Annotated in this window: 16 protein-coding genes; 11 read left to right on the forward strand and 5 right to left on the reverse strand. The window is 76.9% G+C overall.

Annotated features, from left to right (window positions below):
* Nucleotides 1-96: 96 nt before the first annotated feature.
* The 4 genes from K1Y72_RS08675 to K1Y72_RS08690 are packed head-to-tail and all read left to right on the forward strand — an operon-like array spanning nt 97 to nt 2,889.
* On the forward strand, nt 97-960 hold the full coding sequence (locus K1Y72_RS08675; RefSeq protein WP_220164951.1) for an acyl-CoA dehydrogenase: 864 nt from the start codon (nt 97-99) through the stop codon (nt 958-960).
* Nucleotides 957-1,646, forward strand: coding sequence for a PIG-L deacetylase family protein (locus tag K1Y72_RS08680; protein WP_220164952.1), 690 nt, complete (start codon nt 957-959; stop codon nt 1,644-1,646). The genes K1Y72_RS08675 and K1Y72_RS08680 overlap by 4 nt, the downstream gene beginning before the upstream one ends.
* Entirely contained in the window at nt 1,643-2,233 is a 591-nt protein-coding gene (locus tag K1Y72_RS08685; RefSeq protein ID WP_220164953.1) for a class I SAM-dependent DNA methyltransferase, read from the forward strand. Before K1Y72_RS08680 ends, K1Y72_RS08685 begins: the two co-directional genes overlap by 4 nt.
* The gene (locus tag K1Y72_RS08690; RefSeq protein ID WP_220164954.1) at nt 2,230-2,889 is read left to right on the forward strand and encodes a glycosyltransferase family 2 protein; all 660 of its coding nucleotides are present in this window, start codon (nt 2,230-2,232) and stop codon (nt 2,887-2,889) included. The genes K1Y72_RS08685 and K1Y72_RS08690 overlap by 4 nt, the downstream gene beginning before the upstream one ends.
* 146 nt (nt 2,890-3,035) lie before the next feature.
* Here the strand turns inward: K1Y72_RS08690 and K1Y72_RS08695 are convergent, their stop codons facing one another.
* A complete protein-coding gene (locus K1Y72_RS08695; RefSeq protein ID WP_220164955.1) occupies nt 3,036-3,245 on the reverse strand; it encodes a hypothetical protein in 210 nt (69 codons plus the stop codon).
* A gap of 244 nt (nt 3,246-3,489) precedes the next feature.
* Between K1Y72_RS08695 and K1Y72_RS08700 the strand changes: the two genes are divergently transcribed.
* From K1Y72_RS08700 to K1Y72_RS08715, 4 genes are all read left to right on the forward strand, one after another.
* On the forward strand, nt 3,490-4,815 hold the full coding sequence (locus tag K1Y72_RS08700; protein WP_220164956.1) for a CE1 family esterase: 1,326 nt from the start codon (nt 3,490-3,492) through the stop codon (nt 4,813-4,815).
* A 141-nt stretch (nt 4,816-4,956) separates the two neighbouring features.
* Nucleotides 4,957-5,406: an STAS domain-containing protein gene (locus K1Y72_RS08705; RefSeq protein ID WP_220164957.1), complete on the forward strand. Its 450-nt coding sequence runs from the start codon at nt 4,957-4,959 to the stop codon at nt 5,404-5,406.
* 180 nt (nt 5,407-5,586) lie between these two features.
* A complete protein-coding gene (locus K1Y72_RS08710) occupies nt 5,587-7,617 on the forward strand; it encodes a GAF domain-containing SpoIIE family protein phosphatase (protein ID WP_220164958.1) in 2,031 nt (676 codons plus the stop codon).
* 75 nt (nt 7,618-7,692) lie between these two features.
* A complete protein-coding gene (locus tag K1Y72_RS08715) occupies nt 7,693-8,136 on the forward strand; it encodes an STAS domain-containing protein (RefSeq protein WP_220164960.1) in 444 nt (147 codons plus the stop codon).
* Between the two features lie 22 nt (nt 8,137-8,158).
* Here the strand turns inward: K1Y72_RS08715 and K1Y72_RS08720 are convergent, their stop codons facing one another.
* The 3 genes from K1Y72_RS08720 to K1Y72_RS08730 all read right to left on the reverse strand — a co-directional run bounded on the left by K1Y72_RS08720 (nt 8,159) and on the right by K1Y72_RS08730 (nt 10,275).
* Entirely contained in the window at nt 8,159-8,857 is a 699-nt protein-coding gene (locus tag K1Y72_RS08720) for a DUF6766 family protein (RefSeq protein ID WP_220164962.1), read from the reverse strand.
* 86 nt (nt 8,858-8,943) lie between these two features.
* On the reverse strand, nt 8,944-9,309 hold the full coding sequence (locus K1Y72_RS08725) for a hypothetical protein (RefSeq protein WP_220164964.1): 366 nt from the start codon (nt 9,307-9,309) through the stop codon (nt 8,944-8,946).
* Nucleotides 9,310-9,429: 120 nt separating this feature from the next.
* Nucleotides 9,430-10,275 carry an SAM-dependent methyltransferase gene (locus tag K1Y72_RS08730; RefSeq protein ID WP_220164966.1) on the reverse strand — a complete coding sequence of 282 codons (846 nt, stop codon included), beginning with the start codon at nt 10,273-10,275 and terminating at the stop codon, nt 9,430-9,432.
* Nucleotides 10,276-10,456: 181 nt separating this feature from the next.
* Here K1Y72_RS08730 and K1Y72_RS08735 point away from each other — a divergent pair, with 181 nt between their 5' ends.
* The 3 genes from K1Y72_RS08735 to K1Y72_RS08745 all read left to right on the forward strand — a co-directional run bounded on the left by K1Y72_RS08735 (nt 10,457) and on the right by K1Y72_RS08745 (nt 14,444).
* A complete protein-coding gene (locus K1Y72_RS08735) occupies nt 10,457-11,806 on the forward strand; it encodes a hypothetical protein (protein ID WP_220164968.1) in 1,350 nt (449 codons plus the stop codon).
* A gap of 89 nt (nt 11,807-11,895) precedes the next feature.
* Nucleotides 11,896-13,146, forward strand: a complete 1,251-nt coding sequence (locus tag K1Y72_RS08740; protein ID WP_220164970.1) for an AAA family ATPase — start codon at nt 11,896-11,898, stop codon at nt 13,144-13,146.
* On the forward strand, nt 13,143-14,444 hold the full coding sequence (locus tag K1Y72_RS08745) for a vWA domain-containing protein (RefSeq protein ID WP_220164972.1): 1,302 nt from the start codon (nt 13,143-13,145) through the stop codon (nt 14,442-14,444). The genes K1Y72_RS08740 and K1Y72_RS08745 overlap by 4 nt, the downstream gene beginning before the upstream one ends.
* Here K1Y72_RS08745 and K1Y72_RS08750 read toward each other — a convergent pair.
* Nucleotides 14,431-14,568: a hypothetical protein gene (locus K1Y72_RS08750; protein ID WP_220164974.1), complete on the reverse strand. Its 138-nt coding sequence runs from the start codon at nt 14,566-14,568 to the stop codon at nt 14,431-14,433. The genes K1Y72_RS08745 and K1Y72_RS08750 overlap by 14 nt on opposite strands.
* Nucleotides 14,569-14,628: the final 60 nt, after the last annotated feature.

Here is a 14,628-nt window from a genome sequence, read left to right on the forward strand (position 1 = left end):
GGCCGCCCGCGGGTGGGGGAGTAACCTCGCGGCGGCCGGGTAGACCCCACGTCCGTGCACGTCAGGGGGGTGGCCGTGGGGGCTGGGTCGGGCCGTGTGGAAGCGCGCTTCCGGGAGGTGGCCGGGCGGCGCCCGCCGCTGCCCGGCGGCGGCCGTACCCGCGAGCGCTGGGCGCTGCTCGCCGACCTCGGCGGCGAGGACCTGGCGCTCGCCCGGCTCTGCGAGGGGCATTTCGACGCGCTCGCCATCCTGGCCGAGCTGGGCGGGCCCGAGCCGCCGCCGGGGTCGCTGTGGGCGGTGTGGGCCGCCGCGCCCGGCGCCACCCGCGTCGAGGGCGGCCGGATGCACGGCGTGAAGCCCTACTGCTCGGGCGCCGCCGTCTGCACGCACGCCCTCGTCACCGCCGGGCCCGACCTGTACGTCGTGCGGGGCGGGAAGCCGGTGCCCGGCACCTGGCCCGCGACGGGCATGGCCGCGAGCGACAGCCGCGACGTCCGCTTCGACGGGGCGCCCGCCGAGCGGCTCGGCCCCTACGTCGACCGGCCCGGGTTCCACCACGGCGGCGTCGGCGTCGCGGCCGTCTGGTACGGCGGCGCGCGCGCCGTCGCCCGCCGCATGATCGGCGTCACCGACCCGCACGCCCGCGCGCACCTCGGCGCGGCCGACGTCGCCCTGCGCGCCGCCCGCGCCGCGCTGGACGGCGCCGCCGACGAGATCGACGCCGACCCGCTCGACCACGGCAAGGGCGGCGCGCTGCGGGCGCTGCGGGTCCGCGCGCAGGTCGCGGACGCCGCGTCGCTCGCCCTCGACCGCACCGGCCGCGCGCTCGGCGCCGGGCCGCTGTCGCACGACGCCGAGCACGGCCGCCGCGCCGCCGACCTCGCCGTCTACATCCGCCAGCACCACGCCGAGCGCGACCTCGCCGCGCTCGGCGAACGGGTCACGGGGGAGGACTGGTGAGCGGAGAGCCGAACGCCATCGACGCGCCCGGCACCCCGGAGGACGCCTGGCGCGCCTGGGACGGCCTCGCCGCGCTGCCCGCGCTGGACTTCTCCGCCTGGCGGAGCGTCGCCGTCGTCGCCGCCCACCCCGACGACGAGGTGCTCGGCGCGGGCGGCCTGCTCGCGATGCTCGGCGTCCCGGTCCGGCTGATCGCGGTCACCGACGGCGAGGGCTCGCACCCGCACGAGCCGCCCGCCGCGATCGCCGCCCGCCGCACCGCCGAGACCGCCGCCGCCCTCGCCCGCCTCGGCGACGTCGAGGTGGTGCGGCTCGGCATGCCCGACACCGCCGTCCGCGACGACGCGCTCGCCCCCGAGCTGCGCGCCCTCGCCGCCGGGCACGACGTCCTGCTCGCGCCCTGGGAGCACGACGTGCACGCCGACCACGAGGCGGCCGGGCGGGCCGCGCTGGCCTGCGCCGACGTCGTCGGCGAGGTGCTGCGCTTCCCGATCTGGACCTGGCACTGGGCGCGCCCCGGCGACCCGCGCGTCCCCTGGGACAGGGCGCTCCGCGTGCCCTTGACGGCGGACGCGGCCGAGCGCAAGCGCGCCGCCATCGGCTGCTTCGAGAGTCAGCTCGGCACGATCCTGCCGCCGGAGACGGTGGCGCACTTCACCCGCCCCTACGAAGTGGTGATCCGGTGACTCTCGGAGCCGATTACTTCGCGGGCATGTACGGCGCGTCCGACGATCCGTGGAGCCTCGCCACCCGCTGGTACGAGCAGCGCAAGTACGCCGTGACGCTCGCGATGCTGCCGCGCCCCCGCTACGGCGACGCGTTCGAGCCCGGCTGCTCGGTCGGGGTCCTCACCGCGCGGCTCGCCGAGCGCTGCGACCGGCTGCTGGCCTGCGACGTGTCGCCGGTCGCGGTCGAGCAGGCGCGGCGCCGCGCGCCCGCCGCGACCGTCCGGCAGGCGGCGCTGCCCGGCGGCTGGCCGCCCGGCACGTTCGACCTGATCGTCCTGTCGGAGCTGCTCTACTACTTCGGCGACGCCGACCTGGACCGCGTGCTGGACCTCGCCGCCGCGTCGCTGCGGCCCGGCGGGACGCTGCTCGCCGCGCACTGGCGCCACCCCGTCCCCGAGTACCCGCAGACCGGCGACGCCGTGCACGCCGCGCTCGACCGCACCGGCCTGGAGCCCCTCGCCGCCTACCGGGACGAGGACTTCCGCTGCGAGGTGCGGGTGCGCGGCGCGGCGACGTCGGTGGCCGGGGCCGAGGGGCTGGTGTGATCGCCGGGGTCGTCGTGCCCGCCCACGACGAGGAGGACCTCCTCGGGGCGTGCCTCGCCGCGCTCGCCCCGGCCCGCGTTCCCGTCGTGGTCGTCGCCGACGCCTGCACCGACGGCACCGCCCGCCTCGCCCGCGCCCTCGGCGCGCACGTCGTGGAGATCGCCGCCCGCAACGTCGGCGCCGCGCGGGCGGCGGGCGCGGCCGAGCTGCTGCGCCGCGGCGCCCGCTGGATCGCCACCACCGACGCCGACACCGTCGTCCCGCCGGACTGGACGGACGCGCAGCTCGCCTGCGCCGCGCGCGGCTGGGACGCGGTCGCGGGATCGGTCACCGTCCTCGACTGGCAGGGCCGCCCCGGCTGGCTGCCGGGCGCCTTCGCCGCCCGGTACGGCGGGCCCGGCGTCCACGGCGCCAACCTCGGCTGCTCGGCCCGCGCCTACCGGGCCGCCGGCGGGTTCCGGCCGCTCCGCACCGGCGAGGACCGGGCGCTCGTCGCGGCGCTGGAGGCGGCGGGCCGCCGCGTCCTGCACACCACCGAGATCAGCGTCGTCACCTCGGCGCGGCGCCGGCACCGCGCCCCGCACGGCTTCGGGCACCTGCTGAACACCCTCGCCGCGCGCGGCCCCGCCGGGGGCCCGGTCGCCGACGTCGCCTGAGCCCGGCGGCCAGGCTGAGGACGTCCTCGTCCGGGCGGCCCGCGTCGCGCGCGGCGCGGATCCAAGGGTGGACCTCCAGCGCGCCGTACAGCCCGACGATCATCGTCGGGTCCTGCTCCAGACCGTCCACCGCACAGGCGCCGGCGTCAGATGAGGAGGAGGCCGATCAGCATGAGGACGGTCGGGAAGGAGATCAGCGCCACCAGCATGGTGCGCAGGCTCCGCATCTGCCGGTCGGTGCGCTCCTTGGACCAGCCCTCGCGGAGTCCCCGGTCGCGCAGGACCTTCCAGACGAGCGCGGTGACGCCGGCGGCCAGCAGGACGCCGAGGAACCAGAGGGTGAACGCGACGGCCATTTGCGCCTTTCGTCATGATGCGGGAGTTCCGAGGATCATAGGGCGATCTCCGCCGGCGCGGGGCGCCGCCGGTCGGACGGGCGCTCGCGCGCGCTTGTCACGGAACGCGCCTTTCCGGGGTCGGGAATGTGGTTTCCGGCCAATGCCAAGGGCTGTGCGGGCGCTTAGCATCGCGTGCGTCAGGCAAGGCGCCCGGCCCCCGCGGTCCTCGGCCGGTGCGCCCTCCGAGCGAAAGAAGGCAGCCGTGGCACCCCACCCCCCGCGTCGACGGCCCGCGCCCGCCCCGCCCCCTCCCGCCCGCCGAGGACGGACCCGCGCCGCCCTCGCGGCCGCCGCCCTGCTGGCCGCCGCCGCGCAGCCGATCCCGGCCGCCTCGGCCGCCGCCCGCGCGGCCGTCCCGCCGGACGACCACCTCACCGTCACCGCGGCGGGCGCCCCCGCCTACCGGCTCGACGGCGACCTCGCCGGCGGCGTCGGCGTCTTCGACAACGTCGCCACCTACGAGACCGACAAGATCGAGGGGCGCGCCACCCTGCCCGGCGCCGCCGGCGGCACCGCCACCGTCGAGGTCCGGATCACCCGCGGCCTGCTCGGCCTGGCGGGGACCTTCACCCTGGACGACCCGGGGGCGAAGGTGCGGATCACCGCCAAGGTCTCGGGGAACGTCGCCGTCCCCACCGACGGGACCGTGACCTGGCAGGGCGACGGCACCGTGCGGCAGGGCGGCGCGTCCGCCACCCGCAAGGTCGGCTTCACCCTCCTCGACCGGCACCCCGACCCGGGCGACCACGCGATCCGCATCACCCACGCCGGGCAGCGGCGCAACGCGATCCTGCGGCTCCCCGACGACTACGACGGCACGCCGCGCCCCGTCCTGTTCCACTTCCCGGGGCTGTTCGAGACGCCCGGCCTCGCCGAGTTCTTCGGGCGGATGGCCGACTTCGCGCAGACCCGCGGCCTCATCATGATCACGCCCGAGCACTACGGCGTCGGCTGGCAGGGCGTCGCCGCCGGGACGCCCTCCCCGGACCTCGACGACCCCGGCTTCGTCACGGCGCTCCAGGACGTCCTCATGCGGCGCTTCAACGCCGACCCGCGGCGCCTCTACGCCTCCGGCATGAGCAACGGCGGGTTCTTCACCAGCAAGATGGCCTGCGACAACAAGCGCTTCGCCGCCTACGTCCCGGTCTCGGGGCAGCTCAACGACCCGGCCTCCTGCGCGCCCGGCCGGGCCGTCCCGATCGTGCTGATCCACGGTGACGGCGACCCGCTCGTCCCCTACGGCACGGTCGCGCCCGCGGCGGCGTTCTGGGCCCGCAACAACGGGTGCGCGGCCACCACCACCGACACCGACCTGCCCGATATCGACCCCGGCGACGGCACCACCGTCACCCGCCACGACTACCGCGGCTGCCCGGCGGACGCCCCGGTGATCGTCTACCAGGTCAAGGGCGGCGGCCATAACTGGCCCGGCGGCATCCCCTTCCTCGGCCCGCTCCTCGGCGGCACCACCCGCGACATCGACGCCAACGCCGTCATCTGGGACTTCGTGGCGCGCTACCGGCTGTAGCGCGGGCCGGGCGCCCGGTGATCGTCGCGTGCGGGGTGTGTGAGCCGCGCGCGACGGGGCACAGACGTCCGGTCGGGGTTGCCCGTGATCTTCGCCGACACCGTTATCGGTGTGCCCGAAGACAGGATGGACCGACCCCTGATGCACGCAGACGACCGCTCCGCGCACGACGGCCCCGCGCCCGAGGACCGCCCGCGCGAGGCCCCCGCGAACGAGACGCCCCCGCCCGGCGGTCCCGCCCCCGGGACGCCCGACCTGGAGATCGGCGTGGAGTTCTACGACCGCGCCGTGGTGCTGGACCTGCGGGGCGAGCTGACCGAGCCGACCCACGAGGCGGCCGCCGCCGTCGTCCGGTCGTTCTGGAGCGCCCGGTTCGACGCGCTCGTCCTGGACCTGCACGGCCTGGACCACCTGGACCAGCACGGCACCATGATCCTGCTGCGGATCCGCTGGTACGCGCGCAACACCGGGGCCCTGCTCGTCCTGGTGGGCCTGCACGGGCGCCCGGCCGACCGGCTGACCTGCTACGGCCTGACCCGGCACTTCCTGCTCGCCCCCGACCGCGACGCCGCCCTGGCGCTCCTGGACTGAGCGGCGGGGCCGGGGCCGGGCGGCCGACCTCGCCGAACGCCTGGAATGGCAGGACATCCGCCTGGTGGGGAGGGACGGTCCGGGGATCGGTTAGGTTGGTACGTCCGGCGCCCGGCGTCCGGATGCGCCGCAGCCGATCCGAGGGCTGCGGGCGCCGGTCTCTGGGGTGTGCGGGTAGGCGTGGGGCAGGACGACGACGGCGCGAGGGCGCGCGAGGCCGAGCGGCTGCGGGCCCTGGAGGAGGTCGGGCTGACGGCCCGGCAGGACTCGGGGATGGAGCGGTTCGCGCGGCTGGTGGCGCGCACCCTGGACGTCCCCGTGGCGCTGGTGTCGCTGGTGGAGGCCGACCGGCAGGTGTTCCCCGGGCAGGTCGGGCTGGGCGAGCCGTGGGCGTCGAGCCGGTGGACGCCGCTGTCGCACTCGCTCTGCCGGCACGTGGTCGCCGGCGGCCGCCCGCTGGTGCTGGCCGACGCCCGCGCCGACGAGCTGACCTGCGACAACCTGGCGATCCCCGACCTCGGCGTGGTGGCCTACGCCGGGATGCCGCTGACCGACAACCGCGGCAACACCCTCGGCTCGCTGGTGGCCGTCGACACCCGCCCCCGCACCTGGACGGCGGGCCAGCTCGCCGACCTGGAGGACCTGGCCGCGGCGTGCAGCGTGGAGCTGCGGCTGCGGCGGATCTCGCGGCAGGCGATGCGGTCGCGGCGGGCCGCCGAGGCCGCCCGCGCCGAGGCCGAGAGCGCCAACGCCCGCGCCCAGGCCGCCGGCGAGCGGCTCCGGGGCGCGCTGGACCGGACCGGGATGCTGCTCCGCGCGGCCGAGTTCCTGGTCGACACCACCGGCGTCGAGGAGGTCCGCCGCCGCGTCCGCGAGCTGATGGGCGGCGACCTCAAGCCCGCCTACGTCGGGCTGATGCTGGCCGAGGACGGGCGGCTCCGCCGCGTCCCCGACCCCGACGTGCCGGTCGCCGTCGAGACCGCGCACGAGCTGTACGACCCGGACGGCTGGCCGAGCGGCCGGGCCTACACCGAGCGGCGCACCGTCACCGTCGCCGACCGGCGCCAGGCGGCCGCGGAGTACTCGGCCGACACCGTCCGGGTGCTGGAGGAGACGGGCCTGCACGCGGCGATCTACCTGCCGCTGTTCGGCGCCGGCGGCGTCCTCGGCGTGCTGGCGCTCGCCTGGGACCGCGAGCACGCCGTCGGCGGGCAGGAGCGGGCGGTGCTGACCGCGATCGCCGGCTACACCGCCCAGGCCCTGGAGCGCGGGATGCTGCTGGACGAGCGGACCTCGGTGGCGCGCCAGCTCCAGGAGGCGATGCTCACCGACCTGCCGACCGTCCCCGGCCTGGAGCTCGCCGCCCGCTACTGTCCGGCCGGCGACCGCGACCAGGTCGGCGGCGACTGGTACGACGCCTACCCGCTGCGGCCCGCCGGGGAGGCGGCCGGGCGGCCGGCGCCGATCGCGGTGACGGTCGGCGACATCACCGGCCACGACACCCGGGCCGCCGCCGTCATGGGCCAGGCCCGCGCCATGCTGCGGCAGGCCGACCTGGACCACCGCGGCCACGGCCCGGCGCACATCGTGACCGCCTTCGAGCGCGCCTGCGAGACGCTGCCGCTGGAGGCCACCGGCTCCCTGATCCACGCCCACCTGGCGCCCCTCGGCGACGGGTCCTGGGAGATGACCTGGACCAACGCCGGCCACCCCCCGATGCTGCTGACCGTGCCCGCCTCCGGCGCCGCCGGGCCGGCGGGCGCCGGGGAGCACGAGGCGTCCCGGCACCCCTGCGGCTGCGACGGCGACTGCACCTGCGTCCAGAGCGGCACCTGCAGCGAGTCCGAGGCCGACGGCACCGCCGGCCGCGACACCGCCCCCGCCGAGGTGCGGGCCGAGCGGCTCACCGGGCACGACCGGCTGCTGTGGCCGGGGCTGCCCTTCGGCGACCGCACCGACCGCACCCGCGTCCTGCCGCCCGGCAGCACCGTCCTGCTCTACACCGACGGCCTGGTCGAACGCCCCGGCCGGAGCATCGACGCCGCCATCGACCGGACCGCGGGCCTGCTCGCCGGCGGCGCCGCCCGCCCGCTGCCCGACCTGCTGGAGCACCTGACCCTGCACGCCGCCGACGGCGATCCCGGCGACGACGTCGTCGTGCTGGCCGTCCGCGTCCCCGCCCGCCCCTCCCGCGAGGTGCCGCCAACGTGAGAACGCCCCCTCCGGCCCGCCCCTGTTGTGATGCGGGCCGTCGCCACCGCGCGGACGACGTGGCAGGCTCGGCGCATGGCTGAAGGCGACGATCGACCGGCCGCCCCCGCCGCCGTCCCCCTCGACCGGCTGTCGGTCGAGACGGGGACGCGCGCGGGCTACGCGGTGGCGCGGCTGGCGGGCTCGGTGGAACTGGGCAACCACGAGCCGCTGCGGGAGCGCCTGGTCGAGGCCCTGGCCGGCACCCGGGCGGCGCTGATCGTGGACATGGCGCAGGTGACGTTCTGCGACTCCTCCGGGCTGGGCGTCTTCGCCCACCTGGCCCGGCGGTGCCGGTCCGACGGCAAGACGCTGGTGGTCGCCGGCCTCCGGGACCGCGTCGCCCAGGTCTTCCAGATCACCGGCATGCTGGCGTTCCTGTACGCCGAGCCGACCGTCCCCGACGCCGTCGCCTGGCTGGACGGCGACCGCCGCCGCTCCCGCCCGCCCCTCCAGGCCGCCGACCGCGCCCCCGAGTGAGCCCCCGCGACGATCCGCCGGGTCAGCCCTCGACGCCGGTGGCGCGGTGGGGCGACCCGACGGGCTTGGACTCGGGCGACCCCCGCTGGCGCAGGTAGATCGACAGGACGGCCATGGACGCGACGGCCAGGAACTCCGACTGCCAGTTCTGCAGGGTGCGGTTCCAGAACTCCGGAGCCCCCAGGTACTGGAGCCAGCCGACCGTGTCCTCGCGTTCGGCGAGCTGCTCGCTGTTGTAGGCGGCCCAGCCGGCGACCGACTGCGTCAGCCACGACAGCAGGAAGACGACGCCCATGACCAGCCCGAGCGAACGGGCGTAGAGGCCGCCGCGCAGGCCGCCGACACGGGCCCACCGGGGCGCGCCGGGGCCGGCGTGCCCGCCGACGTGCTGCTCCTCGTCGCTCTCGGTGCCCTGCTTGCCGGGCTCCTTGGACTCGGGCGAGCCGCGCTGGATCAGCCAGACGGTGACGAAGATGTAGAGGAAGAACTGCAGGTACTCCGACTGCCAGTTCTCCGCCACGTCCACGGCGAAGGAGGAGCTGGTCAGGTAGTCGGCCATCGAGACGGTGCGGGCCCCCTGCGCGACCTGGTCGTCGTTGTAGAGCGCGAGCCCGCTCACCGCCTGCCCGACGAGGGCGGCGAGGGTCAGCGCCAGGAAGCACAGCGTCAGCCCGTTGTCGACCAGGAAGCGTTTCGCGCCGCCGCGGTCCGCGCCGCTCACCGGTGCAGCAGGGCGATCGTCATCAGATAGGCCAGCCCGCCGCCGATCAGCAGCAGCGTCGCCGTGAACATCGTGCGCATCGTCGCTCATGCCTCCACCTGGCAGTCGTAGGGCCGGTCGCCCTGCGGGCGGCAGCCCGCCGCCGTCACCTTCCAGCCGCTTCCCCAGCGGGTTTCGAAGACCGTCTGACCCGCGACGGTCGCCCGCGCGTTGCCGCCCCACACCTGCACGCCGCTCACCGGGCCGCCCTGCAAGCCCAGCTTGACGATCTCCTCGGCGCAGCGGGATCCGCCGCTCTCCAGCGACGCGGCCGCGCGCGGCACGAGCCCGGCGCAGGCGCCCGCCCCGTCGCCGCGCTGGGCGGCGTCCACGACCGCGGTCGCGGCCGCCGCCACGGCGTCCTTCTCCCCGGACGCCGCGCATCCCGTCAGCGAGATCAGTAGCAACGGCACCGTCGGCGCTAAGGCCGCCAGGGTGCCTGTCCGTCTTTTCATGGCGCCGCTTTACCCGCATTACGGACGTTGGAACGACCCCCCGAGCCCCCGGGGCGCCGCACTCGCCCGCCGGCGGGCTCAGCGGGAGCCGGCCGCCGTCTCCTTGACGGCGACGCGGCAGAGGGCCGCGACCTCGTCCGGGACGCCCCAGGCGGTCTCCTCGGGCCGCCACCGCGACACCGACACCACGCCCGGCTCCAGCAGGGTGAGCCCGCGGAAGAAGCCGGCGATCTGCTCGGGGCTGCGCAGCCGGTAGGGGTCGCCGGCCTCCGCGCGGGTCTCCTGCGCCTGGTGGGACGTCTCCTTGTCGTAGGCGTCGGTCCCGTCCTCCAGCACCAGGTAGCTGCCGGCGGGCAGCGCCGCCACCAGGCGGTCGCAGATGGCCTGGGCGCGGTCGTCGTCCAGCACGTTGCCGAGGATGCCGAGCATCATCAGGGCGATCGGCCGGTCGAAGTCGAGGGTCTCCGCCGCGCCCTCCAGGATGAGGTCCGGATCGTGGACGTCGGCGTCCAGGTAGGAGCAGCGGCCCTCGGGGCTGCTGGTCAGCAGCGCCTGCGCGTGCACGAGGACGAGCGGATCGTTGTCGACGTACACGACCTTGCTCGAAGGGCGGACGCGCTGCGCCACCTCGTGGGTGTTGTCGACCGTGGGCAGGCCGGTGCCGATGTCGAGGAACTGGTCGATGCCGGCCTCGCCCGCCAGGTGGCGCACGGCCCGGCCGAGGAAGGCGCGCGAGTGCCGCGCGACGTCCACGATCGCGGGGAAGACCGCCATCACCTGGTCGCCGACCTGCCGGTCGATGGGGTAGTTGTCCTTGCCGCCCAGCCAGTAGTTCCAGACCCGCGCCGAGTGCGGCGTGCCGGTGTCGATCGCGGGGGTGGGCGGACCGGTGGGACCGGACGGCCCGGAACTGTGCTCTGCCATGGCACCCGCCTTCGCTGGAGTCTGGAGTGGCGTCCCCGGACGAGGATGCGGTGATGATCGCACGCGCGGCGGCGGGATCGACACCGAACTGACAGATGCGTTTTCGGGTGCTTATGATGGACGGGATGAAGAACACCTCCTCGTACGGATCGGGGGCATCGTTCGCGCAAGGTGAGCGCTGATGGCACTCCGCTCCGCGAACGTTCCCGACCCCCTGCCGATGTGGCTGCGCGTGCGCGAGTACGCCGTGCCGCCGTCCATGATCGAGACCGCGGCCGCGCGGCGCGCGGCCGGTGACTGGGCGGGGGCCTGCGCCGCCGCCCGCGTCGATGTCGATCTCGATCTGCGCGCCGTGCGCGACCGCCACGGCACCGAGCTCGCCACCCGCCTCCGCGCGGACCTGCGCCGGCTGGCACCGGACCTGCTGCGCTGGCACATGCCCCGCACGGCCCCCCACGGGCGGCTCCGGCCCGGCCTGACCGTCTCCCTCAGCCGTTACGAAGGCTGCGGCTCCGCGCCTTCGCAACTGGTGGTGCGCACACCGCCGGCCTGGGCGGACGCCGGCCAGCGGATGTCCCTGGCCCTCTGGGACGAGCGCGGCGGCGTGCCGGGACACCATCCGCACCCGCATCCCGCCCGGCGCTTCCGGCTCGACCTGCACCGGCACCTGTGGGACGCCGGCCGGTGCGGCGAGCTGGCGTCGCGCTGCGGCGCGCACGCCGCGCCGGTCCCGCCGCCCCCCGACGTCGACGCCCGCTCGTGGGCGCCGGAGCGGTGGGCCGCCGAGGCCGAGCTGCTGCTGAGGGCGGCGGGCGACTCGCGCGGGGTCTTCACCGTGCGGCTCGGCGCGCGTGACCGCAGGGCGTTCGAGCTCGTCGCCCCCGACGTCCACCATGTCCCGACGTTCCGGCCGCTCCGGGAGCCGCTGCCACCTCAGGTGGTCGCGGCGCTGCCGGTGCTGCCGGAAGCGGCCGCCCGGATCCTTCCGGATCTGGCGCTGCTGCGGGCCGGGCTCCTCACCGCCGACCGGCTGCATCCGCTCGTGGCCGACGCGCTGCCGCCGTCCGGAGCGGCGCCCGCGCCCGGCCCCGGGCCCCGGCCCGGCGACCCCCACCGGGTGGAGTGCCGGGGCGAGGTCCACCGGATCGCGCTGCGGGACGGGGTGCTGACGGCCGTCGACCACGACCCGGCGCAACTGCGCCGGGAAGAGCTGCTGGTCGCCCTCGGCGGCCCGCCGCTGCCCTGCCTTCGCGCGATCGACGCGGTGCACCGCGACCCGCAGGCGCTGCCCGCCGTCCGGGAGCGGCTCGGCCACGGCGACGTCGCCGGGGCGCTGGACGTCGTCGAAGGACTCCTCGGTCCCGGTGCGGTCCTGCGCGACGGGCCGCTGCGAGAGACGCTGGAGTCGGCCGCGGCCCGCCGTCTCGACCACGGGCTCCTCCGCTCCGGGCTGCGCCCCGCGCATCCCCTCGAACCACTCCCCGCACGGCGCCGGGCGCGGCTCCGCACCCGCCCGGCACGCGCGAGCTGACCGCCCCGCGCTCGCAGCACGAATCCCCTCACGGCCCGGCCCGCCGTCCTCAGGCCGCGCCCTCCCTTCGACGACCCCAGGTGATGCCCATGTCCTCCCCTGCCCTTCTGCCCGCCGACGCCTCCGGACCCGATCCGCGACTCGCCCTCGCCGACGACCTCCTGACCCTGCTCCGCACCACCACCACCGAGACGCGCCCCGACGAGCAGCTCGAAGCGCTCACCCTGGCCGTGGCGGCCGACCTGCCCGTGCTGCTGTGGGGCGAGCCCGGCATCGGCAAGACCGCCGCCCTGACGCAGCTCGCCGCCTCCCTCGACCTGCCGCTGACGACCGTCATCGCCAGCGTCCACGAGCCGACGGACTTCTCCGGGCTGCCCGTCCTCGGCGACGATCCGGCGACGCGGGGCGTGCCCATGGCGCCGCCGCAGTGGGCCGTGGACCTCGTCCGCGCCGGGCGGGGGCTGCTCTTCCTGGACGAGCTGTCCACCGCCACCCCCGCCGTCCAGGCCGCGCTGCTCAGGGTCGTCCTGGAGCGGAAGGTCGGCGCGCTGCGGCTGCCGCCGGCGGTACGGATCGTGGCCGCCGCCAACCCGCGCGCCTCGGCGGCGGACGGCTGGGAGCTGAGCCCGCCGCTGGCCAACCGCTTCGTGCACCTGTACTGGGTCCACGATCAGGACACGGTGGTGCGCGGGCTGGGCGGGGTCTGGCCCCGTGCGGAGCTGCCCCGGCTGGCGCCGGAGCGGCTGCCGGACGCGGTGGCGTACGCGCGGCGGGCGGTCTGCGGCTTTCTACGGGCGCGGTCGGCGCTGATCCACCGGCTGCCGAGCGCCGAGGCGCGGCGCGGCGGCGCCTGGCCGTCGCCCCGGAGCTGGGAGGCCGCGCTGGCGCTGCTGGCCTTCGGCACGGCGGCGTCGGTGTCCCGGGAGGTGCTGGCGCTGCTGATCCGGGGCGCGGTGGGGGACGGGCCGGGACTCGAACTCCTCGCCCACCTGGACCGGATGGACCTCCCGGACCCGGAGGCGCTGCTCGCCGACCCCGCGTCCGCCGAGCTGCCGGAGCGGGGGGACCTGCGCCAGGCGGCCCTGGAGGCGGTGGTGGCCGCCGTGGGCGCGCGGCCGCGGCGGGAGCGCTGGGAGGCGGGCTGGCGGGTGCTGGTCCGGGCGCTGGAGACCGGTCCCGCCGACCTGGTGGTCGCCCCGGCGGCGGTCCTGGCCTCGCTGCGGCGGGACGACTGGGAGGTGCCGGAGTCGGTGGAGCGGCTGGCCGGAGTGGTCGCCCTCGCCCGGCGGGCGGACCGCTCGGTCCTGCGCGCCGCCGAGTCGGCGGGGGCGGGCCGATGACGCGCCCGGCGCCCCGTCCCGCCCCGCCCCGCCGGGCGCGGCCCGCCGCCCCGGCCCGCCCGCCCCACGGGCCACCGGCCCTTCCCCTGGACCTGGAGAAACTGCTGGCGGCCCGGCTGCACGCCGTCAAGGTCCGCCCCTATCTGGCGAGCGCGCTCTTCGCGCTGCACGTCGTGGCGGACCGGTCGGTGCCGACGATGGCGGTGGACGCGCACTGGCGCTGCTACGTCTCGCCCGGCTTCGTCGCGCGGACCCCGGTGGAGGACCTGGCGGGCGTCTGGGTGCACGAGGTCTCCCACCTGCTGCGCGACCATCACGGGCGGGGGGAGCGGTACGCGCGGGAGCGGGGCGAGGACGGGCCGGGCGACCGGCTGCGGCGGAACATCGCCGCCGACTTCGAGATCAACGACGACATCTACGGCGACGGCCTTCCCCGGCCCGCCGGCGCGGTCCTGCCGTCGATGCTGGGGCTGCCCGACGGGATGCTCATGGAGGAGTACCTGCGGACGTCCTCCCTGTCCAGGCTCACCTCCGACCTGGCCTGGCTGGACTGCGGCAGCGGCGCCGACGGGCGGGCCCGCCCGTGGGAGCTCGGACCCGAAGGGGCGCACGGCCTCAGCAGGCGGCAGCGGGACGCGGTGCGCTTCCGCGTCGCCGAGGGGATCAAGGGCCGGCCGGGCGACGCGCCGGCGGGCTGGCGCCGCTGGGCGGACGAGGCGTTCCATGCCCCGCAGCCGTGGCGGCAGCTGCTGGGGACGGCGGTCCGCTCGGCGGCGACCGGCCCCGGGACGGGCGAGGACCACAGCCACCGGCGCCCGTCCCGGCGCTCGGCCGCCGTCCCCGGCGTGCTCCTGCCGAGCCTGCGCCGCCGGCCGCCCCGGGTCTGCGTGGTGATCGACACCTCCGGCTCGGTCAGCGACGCCGAGCTGGGCGCCGCGCTGCTGGAGGTGGCGGCGATCGCTCGGGCGGTCGGCGGGCGGCGCGACCTGGTGTCGGTGATCTCCTGCGACGCGGCGGCCGGGGTCGCCGCCCCGCTCTGCCGGGCCGAGCACCTCGAACTGGTCGGCGGCGGCGGGACGGACCTGCGCGCGGGTTTCGCCCGCGCGCTCCGCTCCCGCCCCCGCCCGGACGTGATCGTCGCCCTGACGGACGGCCAGACGCCCTGGCCCGCCGAGCCGCCCCCCTGCCGCACCGTCGTCGGCCTCTTCCCCCGCCCGGCGCGCCCGGCGGACGAGGAGGACCCCGACTACACCCCGGACGCCCCACCGCCCTGGGCCCGCGTCGTCATGATCGGCTGACGGGACGAAGGGTGGACAGGCCGAAGGCCGCGGCCAGACCCCAGAGCACGACGCCGCACTCGTTGCCGAGCACGGTCGCCGTCCCGGTCGCCCGGCCGTCCAGCACCGACCGGCGCAGGATCACCGCCGTGCTGGCCCCGGCACCATCGCGATCAGGAACGCCGCGCCGGTGAACGCCACGATC

The organism is Actinomadura parmotrematis, from assembly GCF_019458805.1.
Lineage (GTDB): Bacteria > Actinomycetota > Actinomycetes > Streptosporangiales > Streptosporangiaceae > Spirillospora > Spirillospora parmotrematis.